The organism is Pseudomonas sp. HMSC065H01, from assembly GCF_001815235.1.
Lineage (GTDB): Bacteria > Pseudomonadota > Gammaproteobacteria > Pseudomonadales > Pseudomonadaceae > Pseudomonas > Pseudomonas aeruginosa.
Window position 1 is genome coordinate 124,536 of the sequence record NZ_KV819899.1, and the last position, 14,746, is coordinate 139,281.

15 protein-coding genes are annotated in these 14,746 nt (G+C 66.8%); 10 read left to right on the forward strand and 5 right to left on the reverse strand.

All coding sequences use genetic code 11. From position 1 onward, the window contains the following. Positions 1 to 83 precede the first annotated feature (83 nt). The 4 genes from HMPREF3014_RS19440 to HMPREF3014_RS19455 all read left to right on the forward strand — a co-directional run bounded on the left by HMPREF3014_RS19440 (position 84) and on the right by HMPREF3014_RS19455 (position 4,868). Complete coding sequence (locus HMPREF3014_RS19440) at positions 84 to 1,043, forward strand: TAXI family TRAP transporter solute-binding subunit (RefSeq protein ID WP_003118440.1); 960 nt, start codon at positions 84 to 86, stop codon at positions 1,041 to 1,043. A 74-nt stretch (positions 1,044 to 1,117) separates the two neighbouring features. Continuing rightward, entirely contained in the window at positions 1,118 to 3,142 is a 2,025-nt protein-coding gene (locus HMPREF3014_RS19445; RefSeq protein ID WP_023087939.1) for a TRAP transporter permease, read from the forward strand. Then, on the forward strand, positions 3,139 to 3,537 hold the full coding sequence (locus HMPREF3014_RS19450) for a DUF1850 domain-containing protein (RefSeq protein WP_003099655.1): 399 nt from the start codon (positions 3,139 to 3,141) through the stop codon (positions 3,535 to 3,537). The genes HMPREF3014_RS19445 and HMPREF3014_RS19450 overlap by 4 nt, the downstream gene beginning before the upstream one ends. 86 nt (positions 3,538 to 3,623) lie before the next feature. Next, on the forward strand, positions 3,624 to 4,868 hold the full coding sequence (locus HMPREF3014_RS19455) for a serine hydrolase domain-containing protein (RefSeq protein WP_003161086.1): 1,245 nt from the start codon (positions 3,624 to 3,626) through the stop codon (positions 4,866 to 4,868). A 44-nt stretch (positions 4,869 to 4,912) separates the two neighbouring features. Here HMPREF3014_RS19455 and HMPREF3014_RS19460 read toward each other — a convergent pair whose 3' ends face one another. The 3 genes from HMPREF3014_RS19460 to folE2 are packed head-to-tail and all read right to left on the reverse strand — an operon-like array spanning position 4,913 to position 7,706. Further along, positions 4,913 to 6,250 (reverse strand): dihydroorotase, encoded by a 1,338-nt coding sequence (locus HMPREF3014_RS19460; protein WP_003097095.1) that lies wholly within the window; start codon positions 6,248 to 6,250, stop codon positions 4,913 to 4,915. A 2-nt stretch (positions 6,251 to 6,252) separates the two neighbouring features. Next, positions 6,253 to 6,813, reverse strand: a complete 561-nt coding sequence (locus tag HMPREF3014_RS19465) for a gamma carbonic anhydrase family protein (protein ID WP_023085893.1) — start codon at positions 6,811 to 6,813, stop codon at positions 6,253 to 6,255. After that, positions 6,810 to 7,706 carry a GTP cyclohydrolase FolE2 gene (gene folE2, locus HMPREF3014_RS19470; RefSeq protein ID WP_003146842.1) on the reverse strand — a complete coding sequence of 299 codons (897 nt, stop codon included), beginning with the start codon at positions 7,704 to 7,706 and terminating at the stop codon, positions 6,810 to 6,812. The genes HMPREF3014_RS19465 and folE2 overlap by 4 nt, the downstream gene beginning before the upstream one ends. Positions 7,707 to 7,805: 99 nt before the next feature. Between folE2 and HMPREF3014_RS19475 the strand changes: the two genes are divergently transcribed. Then, positions 7,806 to 8,999 (forward strand): N-acetylmuramoyl-L-alanine amidase, encoded by a 1,194-nt coding sequence (locus tag HMPREF3014_RS19475; RefSeq protein WP_003161088.1) that lies wholly within the window; start codon positions 7,806 to 7,808, stop codon positions 8,997 to 8,999. Here HMPREF3014_RS19475 and HMPREF3014_RS19480 read toward each other — a convergent pair. After that, a complete protein-coding gene (locus tag HMPREF3014_RS19480) occupies positions 8,977 to 9,393 on the reverse strand; it encodes a hypothetical protein (RefSeq protein WP_003118444.1) in 417 nt (138 codons plus the stop codon). The two genes, HMPREF3014_RS19475 and HMPREF3014_RS19480, sit on opposite strands and share 23 nt — an antisense overlap. A 112-nt stretch (positions 9,394 to 9,505) precedes the next feature. On the opposite strand from HMPREF3014_RS19480, the gene dksA reads away from it, so the two are divergent. Genes dksA through HMPREF3014_RS19495 form a run of 3 tightly spaced genes read left to right on the forward strand, consistent with a single transcriptional unit; the run spans position 9,506 to position 11,765 of the window. Continuing rightward, entirely contained in the window at positions 9,506 to 9,910 is a 405-nt protein-coding gene (gene dksA / locus HMPREF3014_RS19485; protein ID WP_003097086.1) for an RNA polymerase-binding protein DksA, read from the forward strand. Positions 9,911 to 9,924: 14 nt separating this feature from the next. Next, on the forward strand, positions 9,925 to 11,127 hold the full coding sequence (zigA, locus tag HMPREF3014_RS19490; RefSeq protein ID WP_003099674.1) for a zinc metallochaperone GTPase ZigA: 1,203 nt from the start codon (positions 9,925 to 9,927) through the stop codon (positions 11,125 to 11,127). After that, the gene (locus HMPREF3014_RS19495; protein ID WP_003099676.1) at positions 11,124 to 11,765 is read left to right on the forward strand and encodes a DUF1826 domain-containing protein; all 642 of its coding nucleotides are present in this window, start codon (positions 11,124 to 11,126) and stop codon (positions 11,763 to 11,765) included. The genes zigA and HMPREF3014_RS19495 overlap by 4 nt, the downstream gene beginning before the upstream one ends. 152 nt (positions 11,766 to 11,917) lie before the next feature. Here the strand turns inward: HMPREF3014_RS19495 and HMPREF3014_RS19500 are convergent, their stop codons facing one another. Further along, a complete protein-coding gene (locus HMPREF3014_RS19500) occupies positions 11,918 to 12,286 on the reverse strand; it encodes a hypothetical protein (protein WP_003121401.1) in 369 nt (122 codons plus the stop codon). 102 nt (positions 12,287 to 12,388) lie between these two features. On the opposite strand from HMPREF3014_RS19500, the gene HMPREF3014_RS19505 reads away from it, so the two are divergent. Together HMPREF3014_RS19505 and tonB1 are read left to right on the forward strand one after the other, a co-directional pair. Continuing rightward, a complete protein-coding gene (locus HMPREF3014_RS19505; protein ID WP_023082784.1) occupies positions 12,389 to 13,357 on the forward strand; it encodes a CobW family GTP-binding protein in 969 nt (322 codons plus the stop codon). A 92-nt stretch (positions 13,358 to 13,449) separates the two neighbouring features. After that, positions 13,450 to 14,481 carry an energy transducer TonB1 gene (gene tonB1, locus HMPREF3014_RS19510; protein ID WP_003121399.1) on the forward strand — a complete coding sequence of 344 codons (1,032 nt, stop codon included), beginning with the start codon at positions 13,450 to 13,452 and terminating at the stop codon, positions 14,479 to 14,481. Positions 14,482 to 14,746 lie beyond the last annotated feature (265 nt).

Sequence of the window (14,746 nt, forward strand, 5' to 3'; positions counted from 1 at the left end):
CTGCACGAAGTCCTGCGCGGTCGAAGGAAGCCGGGACGCTTCCGCGACAGCGCGACAACAACGATAAGAACAGGAGACTTCCCATGTCGCTGAGCAGACGCTTCGGTCTTTTCACGCTTGCCGCAACGGTGACCTTCAGTACCGTGGTCTTTGCCGCGCCGACCTTCATCAATATCCTCACCGGCGGCACCAGCGGGGTCTATTACCCCATAGGGGTCGGCCTCTCGCAGATCTACGGGCACGATATCCAGGGCGCGAAAACCTCGGTGCAGGCCACCAAGGCTTCGGTCGAGAACCTCAACCTGTTGCAGGCCGGGCGTGGAGAACTGGCGCTGGCGCTGGGCGACTCGGTCGCCGACGCCTGGAACGGGGTCGCCGACGCCGGCTTCAAGGCGCCGTTGAAGAAGCTGCGGGCTATCGGCAATACCTATCCGAACTATATCCAGGTAGTGGCCAGCCAAGCCTCGGGCATCAAGACCCTGGCCGACCTGAAAGGCAAGCGCATTTCGGTGGGCGCGCCCAAGAGCGGTACCGAGCTGAACGCCCGGGCGATCTTCAAGGCCGCCGGCCTGAGCTACGAGGACATGGGCAAGGTGGAGTACCTGCCCTACGCCGAGTCGGTGGAGCTGATCAAGAACCGCCAGCTCGACGCTACGCTGCAATCCTCCGGCCTGGGCATGGCGGCCATCCGCGACCTGGCCTCGACCATGCCGATCACCTTCGTCGCGATCCCGGCGGACGTGGTGGCGAAGATCGACAGCCCGGCCTACCACGCCGCGAGCATTCCCGCCGGCACCTACGACGGCCAGGAGCAGGACGTGCCGACGGTGGCGATCGACAATATCCTGGTCAGCCACTCCGGGGTCAGCGACGAGCTGGCCTACCAGATGACCAAGCTGATGTTCGACAACCTGCCGCGCCTGGTCACCGCCCATGCTGCCGCCAAGGACATCGCCCTGGACAAGGCGGCGAAGAACCTGCCGATTCCGCTGCATCCCGGCGCCGAGCGCTTCTACAAGGAGAAGGGCGTACTGCCCGAGTGAGGCCCGTTTCTCCGTAGCCCCGGTCCGTGCGGCGGACCGGGTTCCCCGCGTTTCCGGCTGTAGGGAGTCGATGCATGAGCGATCATCAGAACGGGCTGCACCTCGAGGCGGAAAACTGGCCGCGCGCGTTGTTCGCCGTGGCCCTGGCCTTTTCCGTGTTCCAGGTCGTCACCGCGGCCTTTCCCCTGATTTCCACCCAGGTCCTGCGGGCAATGCACGTCGGACTGCTGTTGCTGGTGGTGTACATCAGCTATCCCGCCTTCGGCATAGGTCGCCCCTGGCAGCCGCTGGCCTGGTTGCTGGGCATGGCCGGCCTGGGCACGGCGGTCTACCAGTGGGTTTTCGAGGGCGACCTGATCCAGCGCTCCGGAGAGCTGACCCAGGCCGACATGGTCGTCGGCGTGGTGCTGATCGTCCTGGTCTTCGAGGCGGCGCGACGGGTGATGGGCATCGCCTTGCCGATCATCTGCGCGCTGTTTCTTGCCTATGGCCTGTTCGGCGAACACCTGCCGGGCGACCTGGCCCACCGCGGCTACGGCTTCGACCAGATCGTCAACCAGCTGTCGTTCGGTACCGAAGGTCTCTACGGCACGCCGACCTACGTATCGGCCACCTACATCTATCTGTTCATCCTGTTCGGCGCCTTCCTCGAGCAGGCCGGCATGATCCGCCTGTTCACCGATTTCGCCATGGGCCTGTTCGGTCACCGGGTCGGCGGGCCGGCCAAGGTCTCGGTATTCTCCTCGGCGCTGATGGGCACCATCACCGGCTCCGGCGTGGCCAACGTGGTCACCACCGGACAGTTCACCATCCCGCTGATGAAGCGTTTCGGCTACAAGCCGGCGTTCGCCGGCGGCGTCGAGGCGACCGCGAGCATGGGCAGCCAACTGATGCCGCCGGTGATGGGGGCGGTGGCGTTCATTATGGCCGAGACCATCAACGTCCCCTACGTGGAGATCGCCAAGGCGGCGCTGATCCCGGCCCTGCTGTATTTCGGCTCGGTGTACTGGATGGTCCACCTCGAGGCCCGCCGGGCCGATCTAAAGGGCCTGCCGCGCGAGCAGTGTCCGAGCGCCTGGGGTGCCGTCCGCGAGCGCTGGTTCCTGCTGATTCCGTTGCTGGTGCTGATCGCGCTGCTGTTCTCCGGGCGCACGCCGCTGTTCTCCGGAACCATCGGCCTGGCGCTGACCGCCATCGTCATCCTCGGTTCGGCGATCATCCTGCGGGTGTCCTCGCTCGGCCTGCGCATCGCCTTCTGGGTGGCGCTGGGGCTGCTCTGCGCGGGGTTCTTCCGCCTCGGCATCGGGTTGATCTTCGTCGTGATCGCGGCCCTGGCCCTGGCCTGCTGGTTCGTCCGTGGCGGCCGGGAAACCCTGCGCATCTGCGTCCGCGCCCTCGCCGAAGGTGCGCGACATGCGATTCCGGTGGGCATCGCCTGCACCCTGGTGGGAGTCATCATCGGGGTGATTTCGCTGACCGGCATCGCCACCACCTTCGCCAGCTACGTGCTCGACCTGGGACGGGAGAACCTGCTGCTGTCGCTGGTCCTGACCATGGTCACCTGCCTGGTCCTGGGAATGGGCATCCCGACCATCCCCAACTACATCATCACCAGCTCCATCGCCGCGCCGGCGCTGCTGGAACTGGGGGTGCCGCTGATCGTCTCGCACATGTTCGTCTTCTACTTCGGCATCCTCGCCGACCTCACCCCTCCGGTGGCGCTGGCCTGTTTCGCGGCCGCGCCGATCGCCAAGGAAAGGGGATTGAAGATCAGCTTCTGGGCGGTGCGCATCGCCCTGGCGGGTTTCGTGGTGCCGTTCATGGCGGTGTATTCCCCGGCGCTGATGCTGCAGGAAGGCGGTTGGGGGGCGACGCTCTATGTCACCTGCAAGGCGGTGCTGGCCATCGGCCTGTGGGGCATGGCTTCCATCGGCTACCTGCAGGGGCCGCTGGCCTGGTGGGAGCGCCTGGTGGCGTTCGCCGCGGGGGCCAGCCTGGTCCTGGCCTTGCCGATCAGCGACGAGCTGGGCTTCGTCCTCGGCGCGCTGGTGATCGGCTGGCACCTCTGGCGCCAGCGTGCGCGCGAGGCGGTGGCGTGATCGCGCTGTGTCTGGGCATGGCCGGCAGCGTCTGGGCGACGCTGCCGCTGCAGTCGTTCACCCTGGCCTGGCAACACACGGTCGAGAAGGTGCTCTGGGAAGAAGACTATCGCCTGAGTGAGCGCGGCCTGCTGCTGGAAGAGGCCCGGGTGCGGGGCAGCGGGGCGGGGATGGAGATTCCCGAGGGCGCCGTGCTGCGTGACGGCGCCTGGCATTACCACCGTGGGGTGCCGCCGCTGCAACCGTTGCGGCTGGGGCGCACACCGGAGGCCGGCGACTACCGGATCTGCCGTCAGGGGCGCTGCGATGCGCTGGCGCGCTGGATCGGTCCGCCGGACCCTGAGCGCCCGGCGGTCGAACTCTGGGCGTGTCCGATACGGGACCCGAGCGACTGAACGTCCTGTGGATAACCCTGAGACGCCAGTCCACATCCATAAAAACGACGAAGCCGGAGCTGCTTCCGGTCATAAGGAAAACGTCCATGCGTAGCTGTATATCAGTCTTCCGGCCGGCCCTTCTGGCACTGTTCGTCTCGGCAAGCGGCTCGGCCGGCGCCGACGCGGCTGTGGAAAACCCGCGGATCGGCCGTGCCGCCGATCTCTATGAACTGATCCCGGAATACCAGCCGGACACCTACCGGAACATGGACAAGGTCTATCCGACCCGGGTTATCCACAAGGGGACCAAGGTCCGTCCGCTGCCGGCGGGTGTGGCCATCGCACCGCGCTACCGGATCGGCGGCGAGGAATACGGCGTCGACGATTTCATGCGGCGCAACCGCGTTGGCGGGGTGCTGGTCCTCAAGGATGGCAAGGTCGCCCTGGAGCGCTACGGCCTGGGCAACGACGAACGCACGCGCTGGACCTCGTTCTCGGTGGTCAAGTCGATCTCCTCGACCCTGGTGGGCGCCGCCGTGCAGCAGGGCCTGCTGGCTCTCGACCAGCCTGTGGACAAGTACCTGCCGAGCCTGGCCGGCTCCGCCTACCAGGGGGTGACGGTGGAGCAGGTCCTGCAGATGAGTTCCGGGGTCCGCTGGAACGAGACCTATCGCGATCCGAAGTCCGACCGCAGGCAGATGTTCGACGCCCAGCTCGCCGAACGTCCCGGTGGCATCCTGCGGCTGCTGGCGAGCCTGCCGCGGCAGTACCCGGCCGGTACCCACTTCACCTACAGCACCGGCGAGTCGCACCTGCAGAGCGAGCTGCTGCACGCGGCAACCCGCATTCCGGTGAGCGACTACCTGTCCGAGCGGATCTGGGCGCGAATGGGCATGGAGAGCGACGGCTTCTGGCAACTGGAATCGCCGGCCGGGCAAGAGATTGGCAGCAGCGGCTTGAGCGCGACCCTGCGCGACTATGGCCGCTTCGGCCAGTTCGTCCTCGAGAACGGGGTGATCGATGGTGAACGCATCCTTCCCGAAGGTTGGGTCGATCGTGCCAGTCGCGTCGAGGCTTCTTCCCATCTGGCCCCGGGCAAGCTCTACGATGGCGAATACGCGCTCGGCTACGGCTACCAGTGGTGGACCTTCCCGGTGGGCGCCAAGGCCCTGCCCGAGCATGACGGCGGGGCCTTCGAAGCCCAGGGCATCTTCGGCCAGTACCTCTACATCAACCGCAAGGAGAAGATCGTGGCGGTAGTCTGGAGCGCCTGGCCGAAGCCGGAGATGGACGATCGCGAGGAGGAGACCTATGCCTTCCTTGGCGCGGCGGTGAAAGCCCTGCGCTAGGGTCGTGGGCGAACGGATATCCACAGCAGGCTGTGGACAAGACTTCAGCGGGAAAACCGCAGGGGCAGTCCCTGGCAATCGTCGGACAGGCGTCCCGCGTGCCAGGCGAGTTGCCCGGAGACGATGGTGGTATCGATCCGATGGTGGAATGCCCGGTGGCGGAACGGCGTCCAGTTGCAGCGCGACAGCAGCGGCATGGCGCTGGCCAGCGCCGGGTGCTCCAGTTCGCTGACCAGCACCAGGTCGGCCCAGTAGCCTTCGCGGAGGAAACCGCGATCGGCGATGGCGAACAGTTCGGCGACCCGGTGGCTGGTCTTCGCCACCAGGGTGGCCAGCGACAGCCAGCCTTCGCGGACCAGCTCCAGGAGTGCCGGCAACGCATGCTGGACCAGTGGCAGGCCGGCCGGCGCCTGTGGATAAGCCTGCTGCTTCTCGGCCCAGGCGTGCGGCGCGTGGTCGGTGCCGATCACGTCCAGGCGGTTGCCGGCCAGCGCCCTGCGCAGGGCGTCGCGGTCCTCGCGGCTCTTGATCGCCGGGTTGCACTTGAGCAGATGGCCGAGGCGGGCGTAGTCGCTGTCGTCGAACAGCAGGTGGTGGACGCAGACTTCCGCGGTGATGCGTTTCTGGCACAGCGGCTTGTCCTCGAACAGGGCCAGTTCGCGCGCTGTGGATAAGTGCAGGACATGCAGCAGCGTGCCATGTCGTTGCGCCAGTTCCACCGCCAGGGCGGTGGAACGGTAGCAAGCCTCGGCGTCGCGAATGCGCGGGTGGGCGGCTGCCGGAATACGTTCGCCGAAGCGTTGTCGCCAGCGCGCCAGGTTGGCTTCGATCCGCGGCGTGTCTTCGCAATGGCTCAGCAGCAGGGTCGGAACGCTGGCGAACAGGCGCTCCAGAGTCGGCAGGTCGTCCACCAGCATGTCGCCGGTGGAGGCGCCCATGAACACCTTCACCGCGGCGACCTCGCGTGGATCGAGGGCGGCCACGGTGTCGAGGTTGTCGCGGCTGACGCCGAAGTGGAAACCGTAGTTGGCCACGCTATGGGCGGCGGCGAGGCGCTTCTTTTCCGCCAGCGCTTCGAGGCTCAGCGTCGCCGGGCGGGTATTGGGCATGTCCATGAAACTGGTGATGCCGCCCGCCACGGCGGCGCGGGATTCGCTGGCGATCGAGCCCTTCTGTGGATAACCCGGCTCGCGGAAGTGCACCTGGTCGTCGATCATTCCCGGCAGCAGGTAGCGTCCGGCGGCATCGATCTCCCGGCTGGCGCCGCAGTTTTCCAGGCAGCCGGCGATGCGTTCGATGCGACCGTGGCGGACCAGCAGATCGCCTTCGCGTACCTGTCCCTCGTTGACCATCCGGGCATTGCGGATCAGCAGGCTTTGCATGTTCAGAACTCGTTCTGCAGCGACTTGTAGCCGCGTACCAGGTCGACGTTGGTGCGCGCCACGTCTTCCGAGAACTCGCTGGCCGAAACGCTGACCCGCGGCATGCTCGCCAGGTCGGTGCGCGGACCGATGCGCTCGGTGGACGGTACGTAGAAACCCGCTGGCAGGTCGCAGCCGTCGACCACCGCGTTGTGGCGGACCACGCAGCCATCGCCGACCCGGCAGTTGAACAGCACGCTGTTGAAGCCGATGAAGACCCGGTCGCCGACTTCGCAAGGACCGTGGACGATGGAGCGGTGGGCGATGGAGCTGTGCTCGCCGATGGTCACCGTGGCACCCGACTTGGAATGGATCACCACGCCGTCCTGGATGTTCGAGTTGGCGCCGATCACGATCGGTTGCATGCCGCCGTCGGCGTCGACTTCGTCGGCACGGATCACCGCGTAGGGACCGACGAAGACGTTGGCCTGGATGATCACCTTGCCGCAGATGATTGCGGTCTTGTCCACATAGGCCGATTCGTCGATCACCGGCAGGTCGCCGGAGGGATTCTTGCGGATCATGCGGCACCTCGCTGCCAGTGGCTTTCGGCGACGGCGTCGTGGGCATGCAGGCTTTCCGCATGGACGACCCGTACGGAGAACCGGCTCGCCTGTGGATAACCCTGCAGGGCGCGGTGCAGCCGACGCACCGCGTCTTCGCAGAACATCAGGTTCTGTCCGTTGGCGAGGGCGAAGGCCTGCTCGTCGGCGCGTTTCACCGCAGTCTGCACCGCGGTGCCGAGGGCGCTTTCGCCGAGATCCGCCAGCTCTTCCAGGGGCAGTCCGATGCAGTCTTCCGCCAGGCCGATGCGCAGGTGCGCGCTGCTGCGCTGGCTGTGCGGGGTGGCGACGATGCCGGCGCTGCTGCCGAGCCAGGCGAGCACGCTGGCATGATCGAGCGGCTGTCCGGCGAAGTCCTGGTCGAAGCGCTCCTGGATCAATTGCCGGGCCAGTGCCGCCGAACAAGGGCAGGTCGAGGAGTAGGTCAGCTCGAGATGGACTTCGGCCTGGAAGTCATCGCCTTCCAGGCGCGTGTCCAGCACCAGTGGATAACGTTTCCAGCCGCTCAGCGGGCTGACCAGCGCCGGACGCCGCAGCAGCGGCGCGAGGCGCAGGCGCAGGTAGGCGCGACGCGACAGGCCGGCGTGGCTGTCGAGGAAGCGTTGCAGGACGGCGCGCAGGCGGGAAAGGTCTAGCTCGCCCTGTTCCAGTTCGGCCAGCGCCAGGTAGAGGCGCGACATATGGATGCCGCGGGCCTGCGGGTCGTCCAGGCTGACACCGGCATCGGCTTCGGCGGCGACCCTCTGCCCGCCGATCTGCACGGGAAGGGCGATGCCCTGCATGCCGACCCAGTCCAGGGGAAGATCGGCGGTGGTGGTCTGGCGGGCGATATCGGGAAGCGTCAAGGCATTCATGGAGAACTCGAAGAAGGGTAGGCAAGGCCTGGAAATGGCTTGAATGTTATAATATAACGTATTAGCTAATGCCGACCCTTGCAATCGGGTATTTCGTCGATGAAGCGCCGTCGTCTCCTGCAAAGCCTGCTCGCCGGCCTGGCCCTCCAGCCGTTCCTGGCCGCCAGCGCCAATGTACGGATCCGCCAGGCCCGGGCCTGGAATTCCTCGGAAAGCTGGCGCCTGGTGCTGGAACTGGACGGCCCGCCGCGTTATCGAACCTTTCCCCTGCAGGCCCCCGAGCGGTTGATCCTCGACCTGCCCGACGCGCAATTGCTCGCAACGCTCTCCGAGCTGCCGCTGGACGGCCCCGTGCGCGCCATACGCAGTGGCCAACTGGGTGGCGGCGGGACGCGCATCGTCCTCGATCTGCGCCAAGCGGTCAGGCCGCGCAGCTTCGCCCTGGAACCGCAGGCGGGAAAGGGCCATCGCCTGGTCCTGGACCTTTATCCACAGGCGCTGGCGGCTCCCCCCGAGCCGATGCTGGCGCTGGCCCGCCCGCTACCCTCGACGGGCCGCGACATCCTCGTGGTGGTCGATGCCGGCCATGGCGGCAAGGACCCCGGCGCGGTCGGTAGCAAGGGCGAGCGCGAAAAGGACGTGGCGCTGGCCATCGCCCGCCTGCTGGCGCGGCGGATCGACCGCGAGAAAGGCTTCAAGGCGCGCCTGGTGCGCAACGGCGACGTGTTCGTTCCGCTGCGCAAGCGGCCGGAAGTGGCTCGGCGCTACAACGCCGACATGTTCGTTTCGGTGCACGCCGACGCGGCGCCGCGACTGACCGCCTCCGGCGCATCGGTATATGCCCTCTCCGAGCATGGCGCCAGCTCGACCATGGCGCGCTGGATGGCCGATCGCGAGAACGGCGCCGACCTGATCGGCAACAGCGGCAACCTGCCGCTACAGGGCCGCGACAAGGTACTCGCCGGGGTGATCCTCGACATGGCCCTGAGTTCGACCATCGCCAGCAGCCTGGACCTCGGCCACAGCGTGCTCGGCCAGTTGTCGGACGTCACCGCGCTGCACCAGAAGCGTGTCGAGCAGGCCGGCTTCGCCGTGCTCAAGTCGCCGGACATCCCTTCGATCCTGGTGGAGACCGGCTTCATCTCGAATCGCGGCGATTGTCGCCGGTTGATGGACGAACGCCATCGCCAGCGCCTGGCCGAGGCGATCTTCGCTGGCGTGCAGGGCTACTTCCGGCAACGCCCTCCCGCCGGCAGCTACCTGGCGGCGCTCAGCGCGCAGTCTCCCGGCTAGGGCCTTCGCTGCAGCCGCTGACCCGCCCGCAGGTCAGGCGTTGGCGCTGGCCCGATGAACTGCTCAGGCGGCTGACGTTGGTCCAGCCGATGTTGCGGCTGAGGCCGACCCAGATTTCCCCGTCGCTGGCGATGCCGCTGAAGAAGGTCAGGCGCCCGTAGCGCGTATTGGTCTGGGCCCAGCGTCGTCCGCTCGCCGCGTCGTAGCCGCGCAGCCAGGTGTCGTTGCCGCCGGTGGCGACGCTGTAGTGGTTGCCCAGCCGATCCATGCAGGCCAGAACGGTGCGCAGGTAAGCGCATTCCGCCGGGCGGGTGCCGGGAAGAAAGCCCTGCGCCTGTGCCGCCGGAGCGAGCAGCAGGAGGGCCAGGCAGTAAAGGCGGAGGACGCGGCGCATCGGTGGATCCCGGGATGACGTGGGCCCAGGGTAGCCGGAAGGCGATTGGCGGGCCATCGATTGTGGTGTTAATTGTTATAGTATAACGTTTTAAATTTCCCAGGTTCAGCCTATGACCGAACAGGAACTGCTTGCCCAGCCCGACGCTGCCTACATGGACGAAGCCCAGCAGGACTTCTTCCGCGACCTGCTGCTGCGCCAGCGCCAGGAACTGCAGGCGCGCATCGAAGGCGAATTCGGCGAGCTGCGCGATCTCGAACGCCCCAGCGACGAGGCCGACCTGGCTTCCCGCGAGGAACAGCGGCAATGGCAACTTCGCCTGCTGGAGCGGGAGAAGAAGCTGCTCGACAAGATCGACGAAGCGCTGGAGCGCCTGGCCCGCGGCGACTACGGCTGGTGCCAGGAAACCGGCGAGCCGATCGGCCTGCGCCGCCTGCTGTTGCGTCCCACCGCCACCCTCTGCATCGAGGCGAAAGAGCGCCAGGAGAAGCGCGAACGCCACGTGCGGCACAACTGAAGAGGTTACCAACCGTGAACCAACGCCTACCTGTCACCGTGCTGTCCGGCTTTCTCGGCGCCGGCAAGAGCACGCTGCTCAACCATGTGCTGAAGAACCGCGAGAACCGCCGGGTTGCGGTGATCGTCAACGATATGAGCGAAATCAATATCGATGGCAGCGAAGTCCAGCGCGATGTCAGCCTGAACCGCGCTGAAGAGCGCCTGGTGGAGATGAGCAACGGCTGTATCTGCTGCACCCTGCGCGAAGACCTGCTGGAAGAGGTCGGCCGTCTCGCCCGGGAAGGCCGCTTCGACTACCTGCTGATCGAGTCCACCGGGATTTCCGAACCGATGCCGGTGGCCGAGACCTTCACCTTCCGCGACGAGCTGGACCGCAGCCTGTCCGACGTGGCGCGACTGGATACCATGGTCACGGTGGTCGACGGGATGAATTTCCTCCGCGACTACCAGGAGGCCGCCAGCCTGGCCAGCCGTGGCGAAACCCTCGGTGAGGAGGATCAGCGCTCGATCACCGACCTGCTGATCGACCAGGTCGAATTCGCCGATGTGATCCTGGTCAGCAAGATCGACCTGATCTCCAGCGAGCAGCGCGAGGAACTGCTGGCGATCCTGCGCCAGCTCAATGCCGAGGCGGAGATCCTGCCGATGGTGATGGGTCAGGTGCCGCTGGCGAAGATCCTCGATACCGGTCGCTTCGATTTCGATCGCGCGGCGTCCGCGCCGGGCTGGCTGAAGGAACTGCGCGGCGAGCACCTGCCGGAAACCGAGGAATATGGCATCGCCTCCATGGCCTACCGGGCGCGCCGGCCGTTCCACCCCGCGCGCTTCCACGCCTTCCTGCACAATCCGCTGAAGCAGGGGCGGCTGCTGCGCTCCAAGGGCTTCTTCTGGCTCGCCAGCCGGCCCCGCGAGGCCGGCAGCTGGTCGCAGGCCGGCGGCCTGATGCGCTACGGCCTGGCGGGCCGCTGGTGGCGCTTCGTGCCGACCGGACAGTGGCCACAGGACGAAGAGGGCCTGCGGGCGATCATGCGGCACTGGGAGGAAGGCGTCGGCGACTGTCGCCAGGAGCTGGTTTTCATCGGTCAGAACCTGGACTTCGCGGCCCTGCGCGCAGCCCTGGACGCCTGCCTGCTGGATGACGCCGAGATGAACCTGGGCATCCCCGGCTGGCAGGGCCTGGACGACCCCTTCGAGGACTGGGGGCACGCCGCATGAGCGCACTGCCGCAGGAAAAACCGTTGCCGTGCCAGGCGTTCGATGACGACCCCCAGGTGCTGGCCGAGGTGCTTCGCGAGGGCGTCAACCTGGCGGTCTGGACACGCCGGTTGAGCCCGGCGCTGCGCGACTTCGCCGCCGCCCTGGTGCGCAACCGGCCGGGACTGGCGCTGAGCCAGACGCTGGAGATGGAAGAGGAACGGCTACCCGTCTTGGACGGCCTGCTCGACGCGCAGCAACTGCCGGGACAAACCGATTTCCTCGACGACCTGGGCTGGCTGGTCGAGGCCTTCTCCTGCCTGACCGGGGCGCGGCGTATCGGCCTGCGCCTGCGCGTTCTGGATAAACCGATGTGCCCGCGTTTCCACGTCGACCACGTGCCGCTGCGGCTGGTCACCACCTACCAGGGCGCCGCCAGCGAATGGCTGGACGAGTCCGGCCTGGACCGTCGGCTGCTTGGCGGAGCGCAGGCTGAAGTTGTCGATGAACAGCTTATCCACAGCTTGTCCACGGGCGACGTGGCGCTGCTCAAGGGCGAACGCTGGGAGGGTAACGAAGGTGCCGGGCTGGTGCATCGCTCGCCGCGAGCGGAGCCTGGGCTGGCGCGCCTGCTGTTGACCCTGGACTGGCTTGCCTGAGCCTGTGGACAAGTGTCTTTCGAGGAATAAAAAAAGGCCATCCGCAGATGGCCTATCACCAAAAAGTCGTCCTACCTTGGGGATGGGGACGAAGGGTGCTGAGGTACCCGACTCCCATTTAGCCCTGACGCTGTGACAGGCTGATGACGCGCTCAGGGCTTTTTCGCGGCGCTAGGCTCTTCCCAGCGACCTTGGCTCTGGCTGGCGCAGAACGGCTCCAGGTAGCGTGCGTCGGTCGCGATGCCGTAGTAGAAGATGTCCTGCCGATAGGGCGCGTTGGGTACCCTGGCGTCGCGGCAGACACCGAAGGCGCCCGTCGGACACTCCTCGGCGAACGTCACCTCGACCTTCTGGCCCTGCAGTTGTGGCTGGCAGAAGCCTTCGTGGAACAGCTTGGCCGGGATGCTGCGGTTCTGCTGGCAGACCTTCACGTCGAGATTCTTCGCCTGGCTATGGACGATGCAGGCTTCGGCCAGGGCCAGGCCCGGCAGGCAGGACAGGAAGAACAGGAACGGACGCATGCGAGGACTCCATTGCAGACGGGCGCGACTCTAGCACGGGGCCTGGCTCCCCGCAGGCAAGGACCGCATTGATCCACAGGCTTTCACATTCCGGTTGCGCAGATGCTTCGAGAGATACCCACACACCTGATCGGCGGCCCCCTGGGGGCCGGCAAGACCAGCCTGATCCGCTCGCTGCTGGCGCAGAAGCCGGCGGGCGAGCGCTGGGCGGTGCTGGTCAACGAGTTCGGCGAGATCGGCCTGGATGCCGCGCTGCTGGCCACGGACGTCGACGGCGTGGCCATCGGCGAGGTGGCGGGCGGGTGCCTCTGCTGCGTCAATGGCGTGCCGTTCCAGGTGGGGCTCGGTCGCTTGTTGCGTCGGGCACGGCCGGACCGGCTGTTCATCGAACCCTCCGGGTTGGGACATCCGCAGGCGCTGTGGAAACAGCTGCAGGCTCCTCCCTGGTCCGGCGTCCTGGCCCTGCAACCCCTGGTAGTGGTGCTGGATGCCGCGGCGCTGGCCTCCGGCCAACCGCTGCCGGAGGCACAGGAACAGGCGCTGGAAGCGGCCGGCATGTTGCTGCTGAACAAATCCGAAACGCTCGACGCGACGCAGCGCTGCGCCGTGCGTGCGCGCCTGCCGGTCCTGCCGTTGCGCTGGAGCGTGCGCGGTCACCTGGCATTGCGCGATCTGCCGACCAGCGTTGCCGGGGAAGGTAGCGCGACGACCTGGGCGGCCCTGCCGGAGGCGCCTGCTCAGTTGGGAACGGTGCTGCCCGCCGAGCGACCGCTGCGCGCCGTGCGCGAGCAGGACGGCCAGTTCGCCATCGGCTGGCGGCTGGCGCCGTCGGTGCGTTTCGATCGGGTCGCAGTGGACGCCTGGCTGAACCGTTTGTCCGGACTGCGGCGGGCCAAGGCGGTGCTGCATTGCGCGGACGGTTGGTATGCAGCGAATGCCGCGCCGTTTGTGGATAACTGGGGCAAGTCCTCGTGGCGGCGGGATAATCGGCTGGAACTGATCCTCGCCGCAGGCGCGGATGAAGAGGCGCTCGAAGAGGCGTTCCTGGCGTGTCGGATGGTCGCGGAATGATCCGCCAAGGTTGCCCTGAGGATGCGACTGAATGATAATAATTATCAGAAGACTCTACTTCCTTACCTTTCACTTCTCCGCAGGTCGCCCTCATGTCGCCACAGCCTTCACGGTCGCCTGACCGTTTTTCGCTGGCCGCGCTCGCCGAAGACCACCCCACCGCTCCCGCCCAGGGAGACGAAAGCGAGTCCCTGCCATGCGTGAATGCCCAGCGCGGAGAACCCAACCTGCGCGTGGTGGACTGCTCCGGCGCGCGCCGCGACGAGGAAGTGGCGGTCGAGGAAGTGCTGATCCCCTACGCCCATGGCAGCGATCCCGAAGACGTCCCCGGCGAGCCGCCCAAGTCGCGCTGGTGGTTGTCCTCCGGCGCGGCGGTGGCGATGCATGTGGCGATCATCGGTGCGCTGGTGTGGGTGATGCCGACCCCGGCCGAACTCAACCTTGGCCACGGCGAACTGCCGAAGACCATGCAGGTGAATTTCGTCCAGCTCGAGAAGAAGGCCGAGCCGACCCCGCAGCCGCCGGCTGCCGCGCCGGAGCCGACGCCGCCGAAGATCGAGGAACCCAAGCCGGAGCCGCCGAAGCCGAAGCCGGTGGAAAAACCCAAGCCCAAGCCGAAACCCAAGCCCAAACCGGTGGAAAACGCCATTCCCAAGGCCAAGCCGAAGCCGGAACCCAAACCCAAGCCGGAACCCGAGCCGAGCACGGAGGCATCCAGTCAGCCCAGCCCGTCCAGCGCCGCCCCGCCGCCGCCCGCACCTACCGTCGGGCAGAGCACGCCCGGCGCGCAGACCGCGCCCAGCGGCTCGCAAGGTCCGGCCGGCCTGCCCAGCGGCAGCCTCAACGACAGTGACATCAAGCCGTTGCGCATGGATCCTCCGGTCTATCCCCGGATGGCCCAGGCCCGGGGTATCGAAGGCCGGGTGAAGGTGCTGTTCACCATCACCAGCGATGGCCGCATTGACGACATCCAGGTGCTGGAGTCGGTGCCGTCGCGCATGTTCGACCGCGAAGTGCGCCAGGCCATGGCCAAGTGGCGTTTCGAGCCGCGTGTCAGTGGTGGCAAGATCGTCGCCCGCCAGGCGACCAAGATGTTTTTCTTCAAGATCGAGAAGCGCCGCTGAGGCGGTTCTCTGACAACGAAAAGAGCCGCGCCTTCGAGCGCGGTTTTTTTATTCCCGGTAGGTCTCGCAGACGGGGCTTCGCTGCCTGGGGACGGCAGGCCCCTTGCGCTGTTCCACCGTGGGAACGCGAGGAGATCGGCGTTTGCGCGCCAAGGTTCCAGCCCCGCCGGAATGACGAGCCGCAGGGCGAATAACCGCTTGCGGTTATCCGCCGTGGAACGCAGGGACACCGGATGATTACGCCGCCGGCGTTGCGCGCCCTAGG

Coding starts and splice junctions, on each gene's coding strand:
- HMPREF3014_RS19495 (WP_003099676.1), top strand. CDS start 11,124: ATGAGCGCACTGCCGCAGGAAAAACCGTTGCCGTGCCAGGCGTTCGAT.
- HMPREF3014_RS19505 (WP_023082784.1), top strand. CDS start 12,389: ATGCTTCGAGAGATACCCACACACCTGATCGGCGGCCCCCTGGGGGCC.
- HMPREF3014_RS19465 (WP_023085893.1), bottom strand. CDS start 6,813: ATGATCCGCAAGAATCCCTCCGGCGACCTGCCGGTGATCGACGAATCG.
- HMPREF3014_RS19480 (WP_003118444.1), bottom strand. CDS start 9,393: ATGCGCCGCGTCCTCCGCCTTTACTGCCTGGCCCTCCTGCTGCTCGCT.
- HMPREF3014_RS19500 (WP_003121401.1), bottom strand. CDS start 12,286: ATGCGTCCGTTCCTGTTCTTCCTGTCCTGCCTGCCGGGCCTGGCCCTG.
- tonB1 (WP_003121399.1), top strand. CDS start 13,450: ATGTCGCCACAGCCTTCACGGTCGCCTGACCGTTTTTCGCTGGCCGCG.
- HMPREF3014_RS19445 (WP_023087939.1), top strand. CDS start 1,118: ATGAGCGATCATCAGAACGGGCTGCACCTCGAGGCGGAAAACTGGCCG.
- dksA (WP_003097086.1), top strand. CDS start 9,506: ATGACCGAACAGGAACTGCTTGCCCAGCCCGACGCTGCCTACATGGAC.
- HMPREF3014_RS19460 (WP_003097095.1), bottom strand. CDS start 6,250: ATGCAAAGCCTGCTGATCCGCAATGCCCGGATGGTCAACGAGGGACAG.
- HMPREF3014_RS19475 (WP_003161088.1), top strand. CDS start 7,806: ATGAAGCGCCGTCGTCTCCTGCAAAGCCTGCTCGCCGGCCTGGCCCTC.
- HMPREF3014_RS19440 (WP_003118440.1), top strand. CDS start 84: ATGTCGCTGAGCAGACGCTTCGGTCTTTTCACGCTTGCCGCAACGGTG.
- folE2 (WP_003146842.1), bottom strand. CDS start 7,706: ATGAATGCCTTGACGCTTCCCGATATCGCCCGCCAGACCACCACCGCC.
- HMPREF3014_RS19455 (WP_003161086.1), top strand. CDS start 3,624: ATGCGTAGCTGTATATCAGTCTTCCGGCCGGCCCTTCTGGCACTGTTC.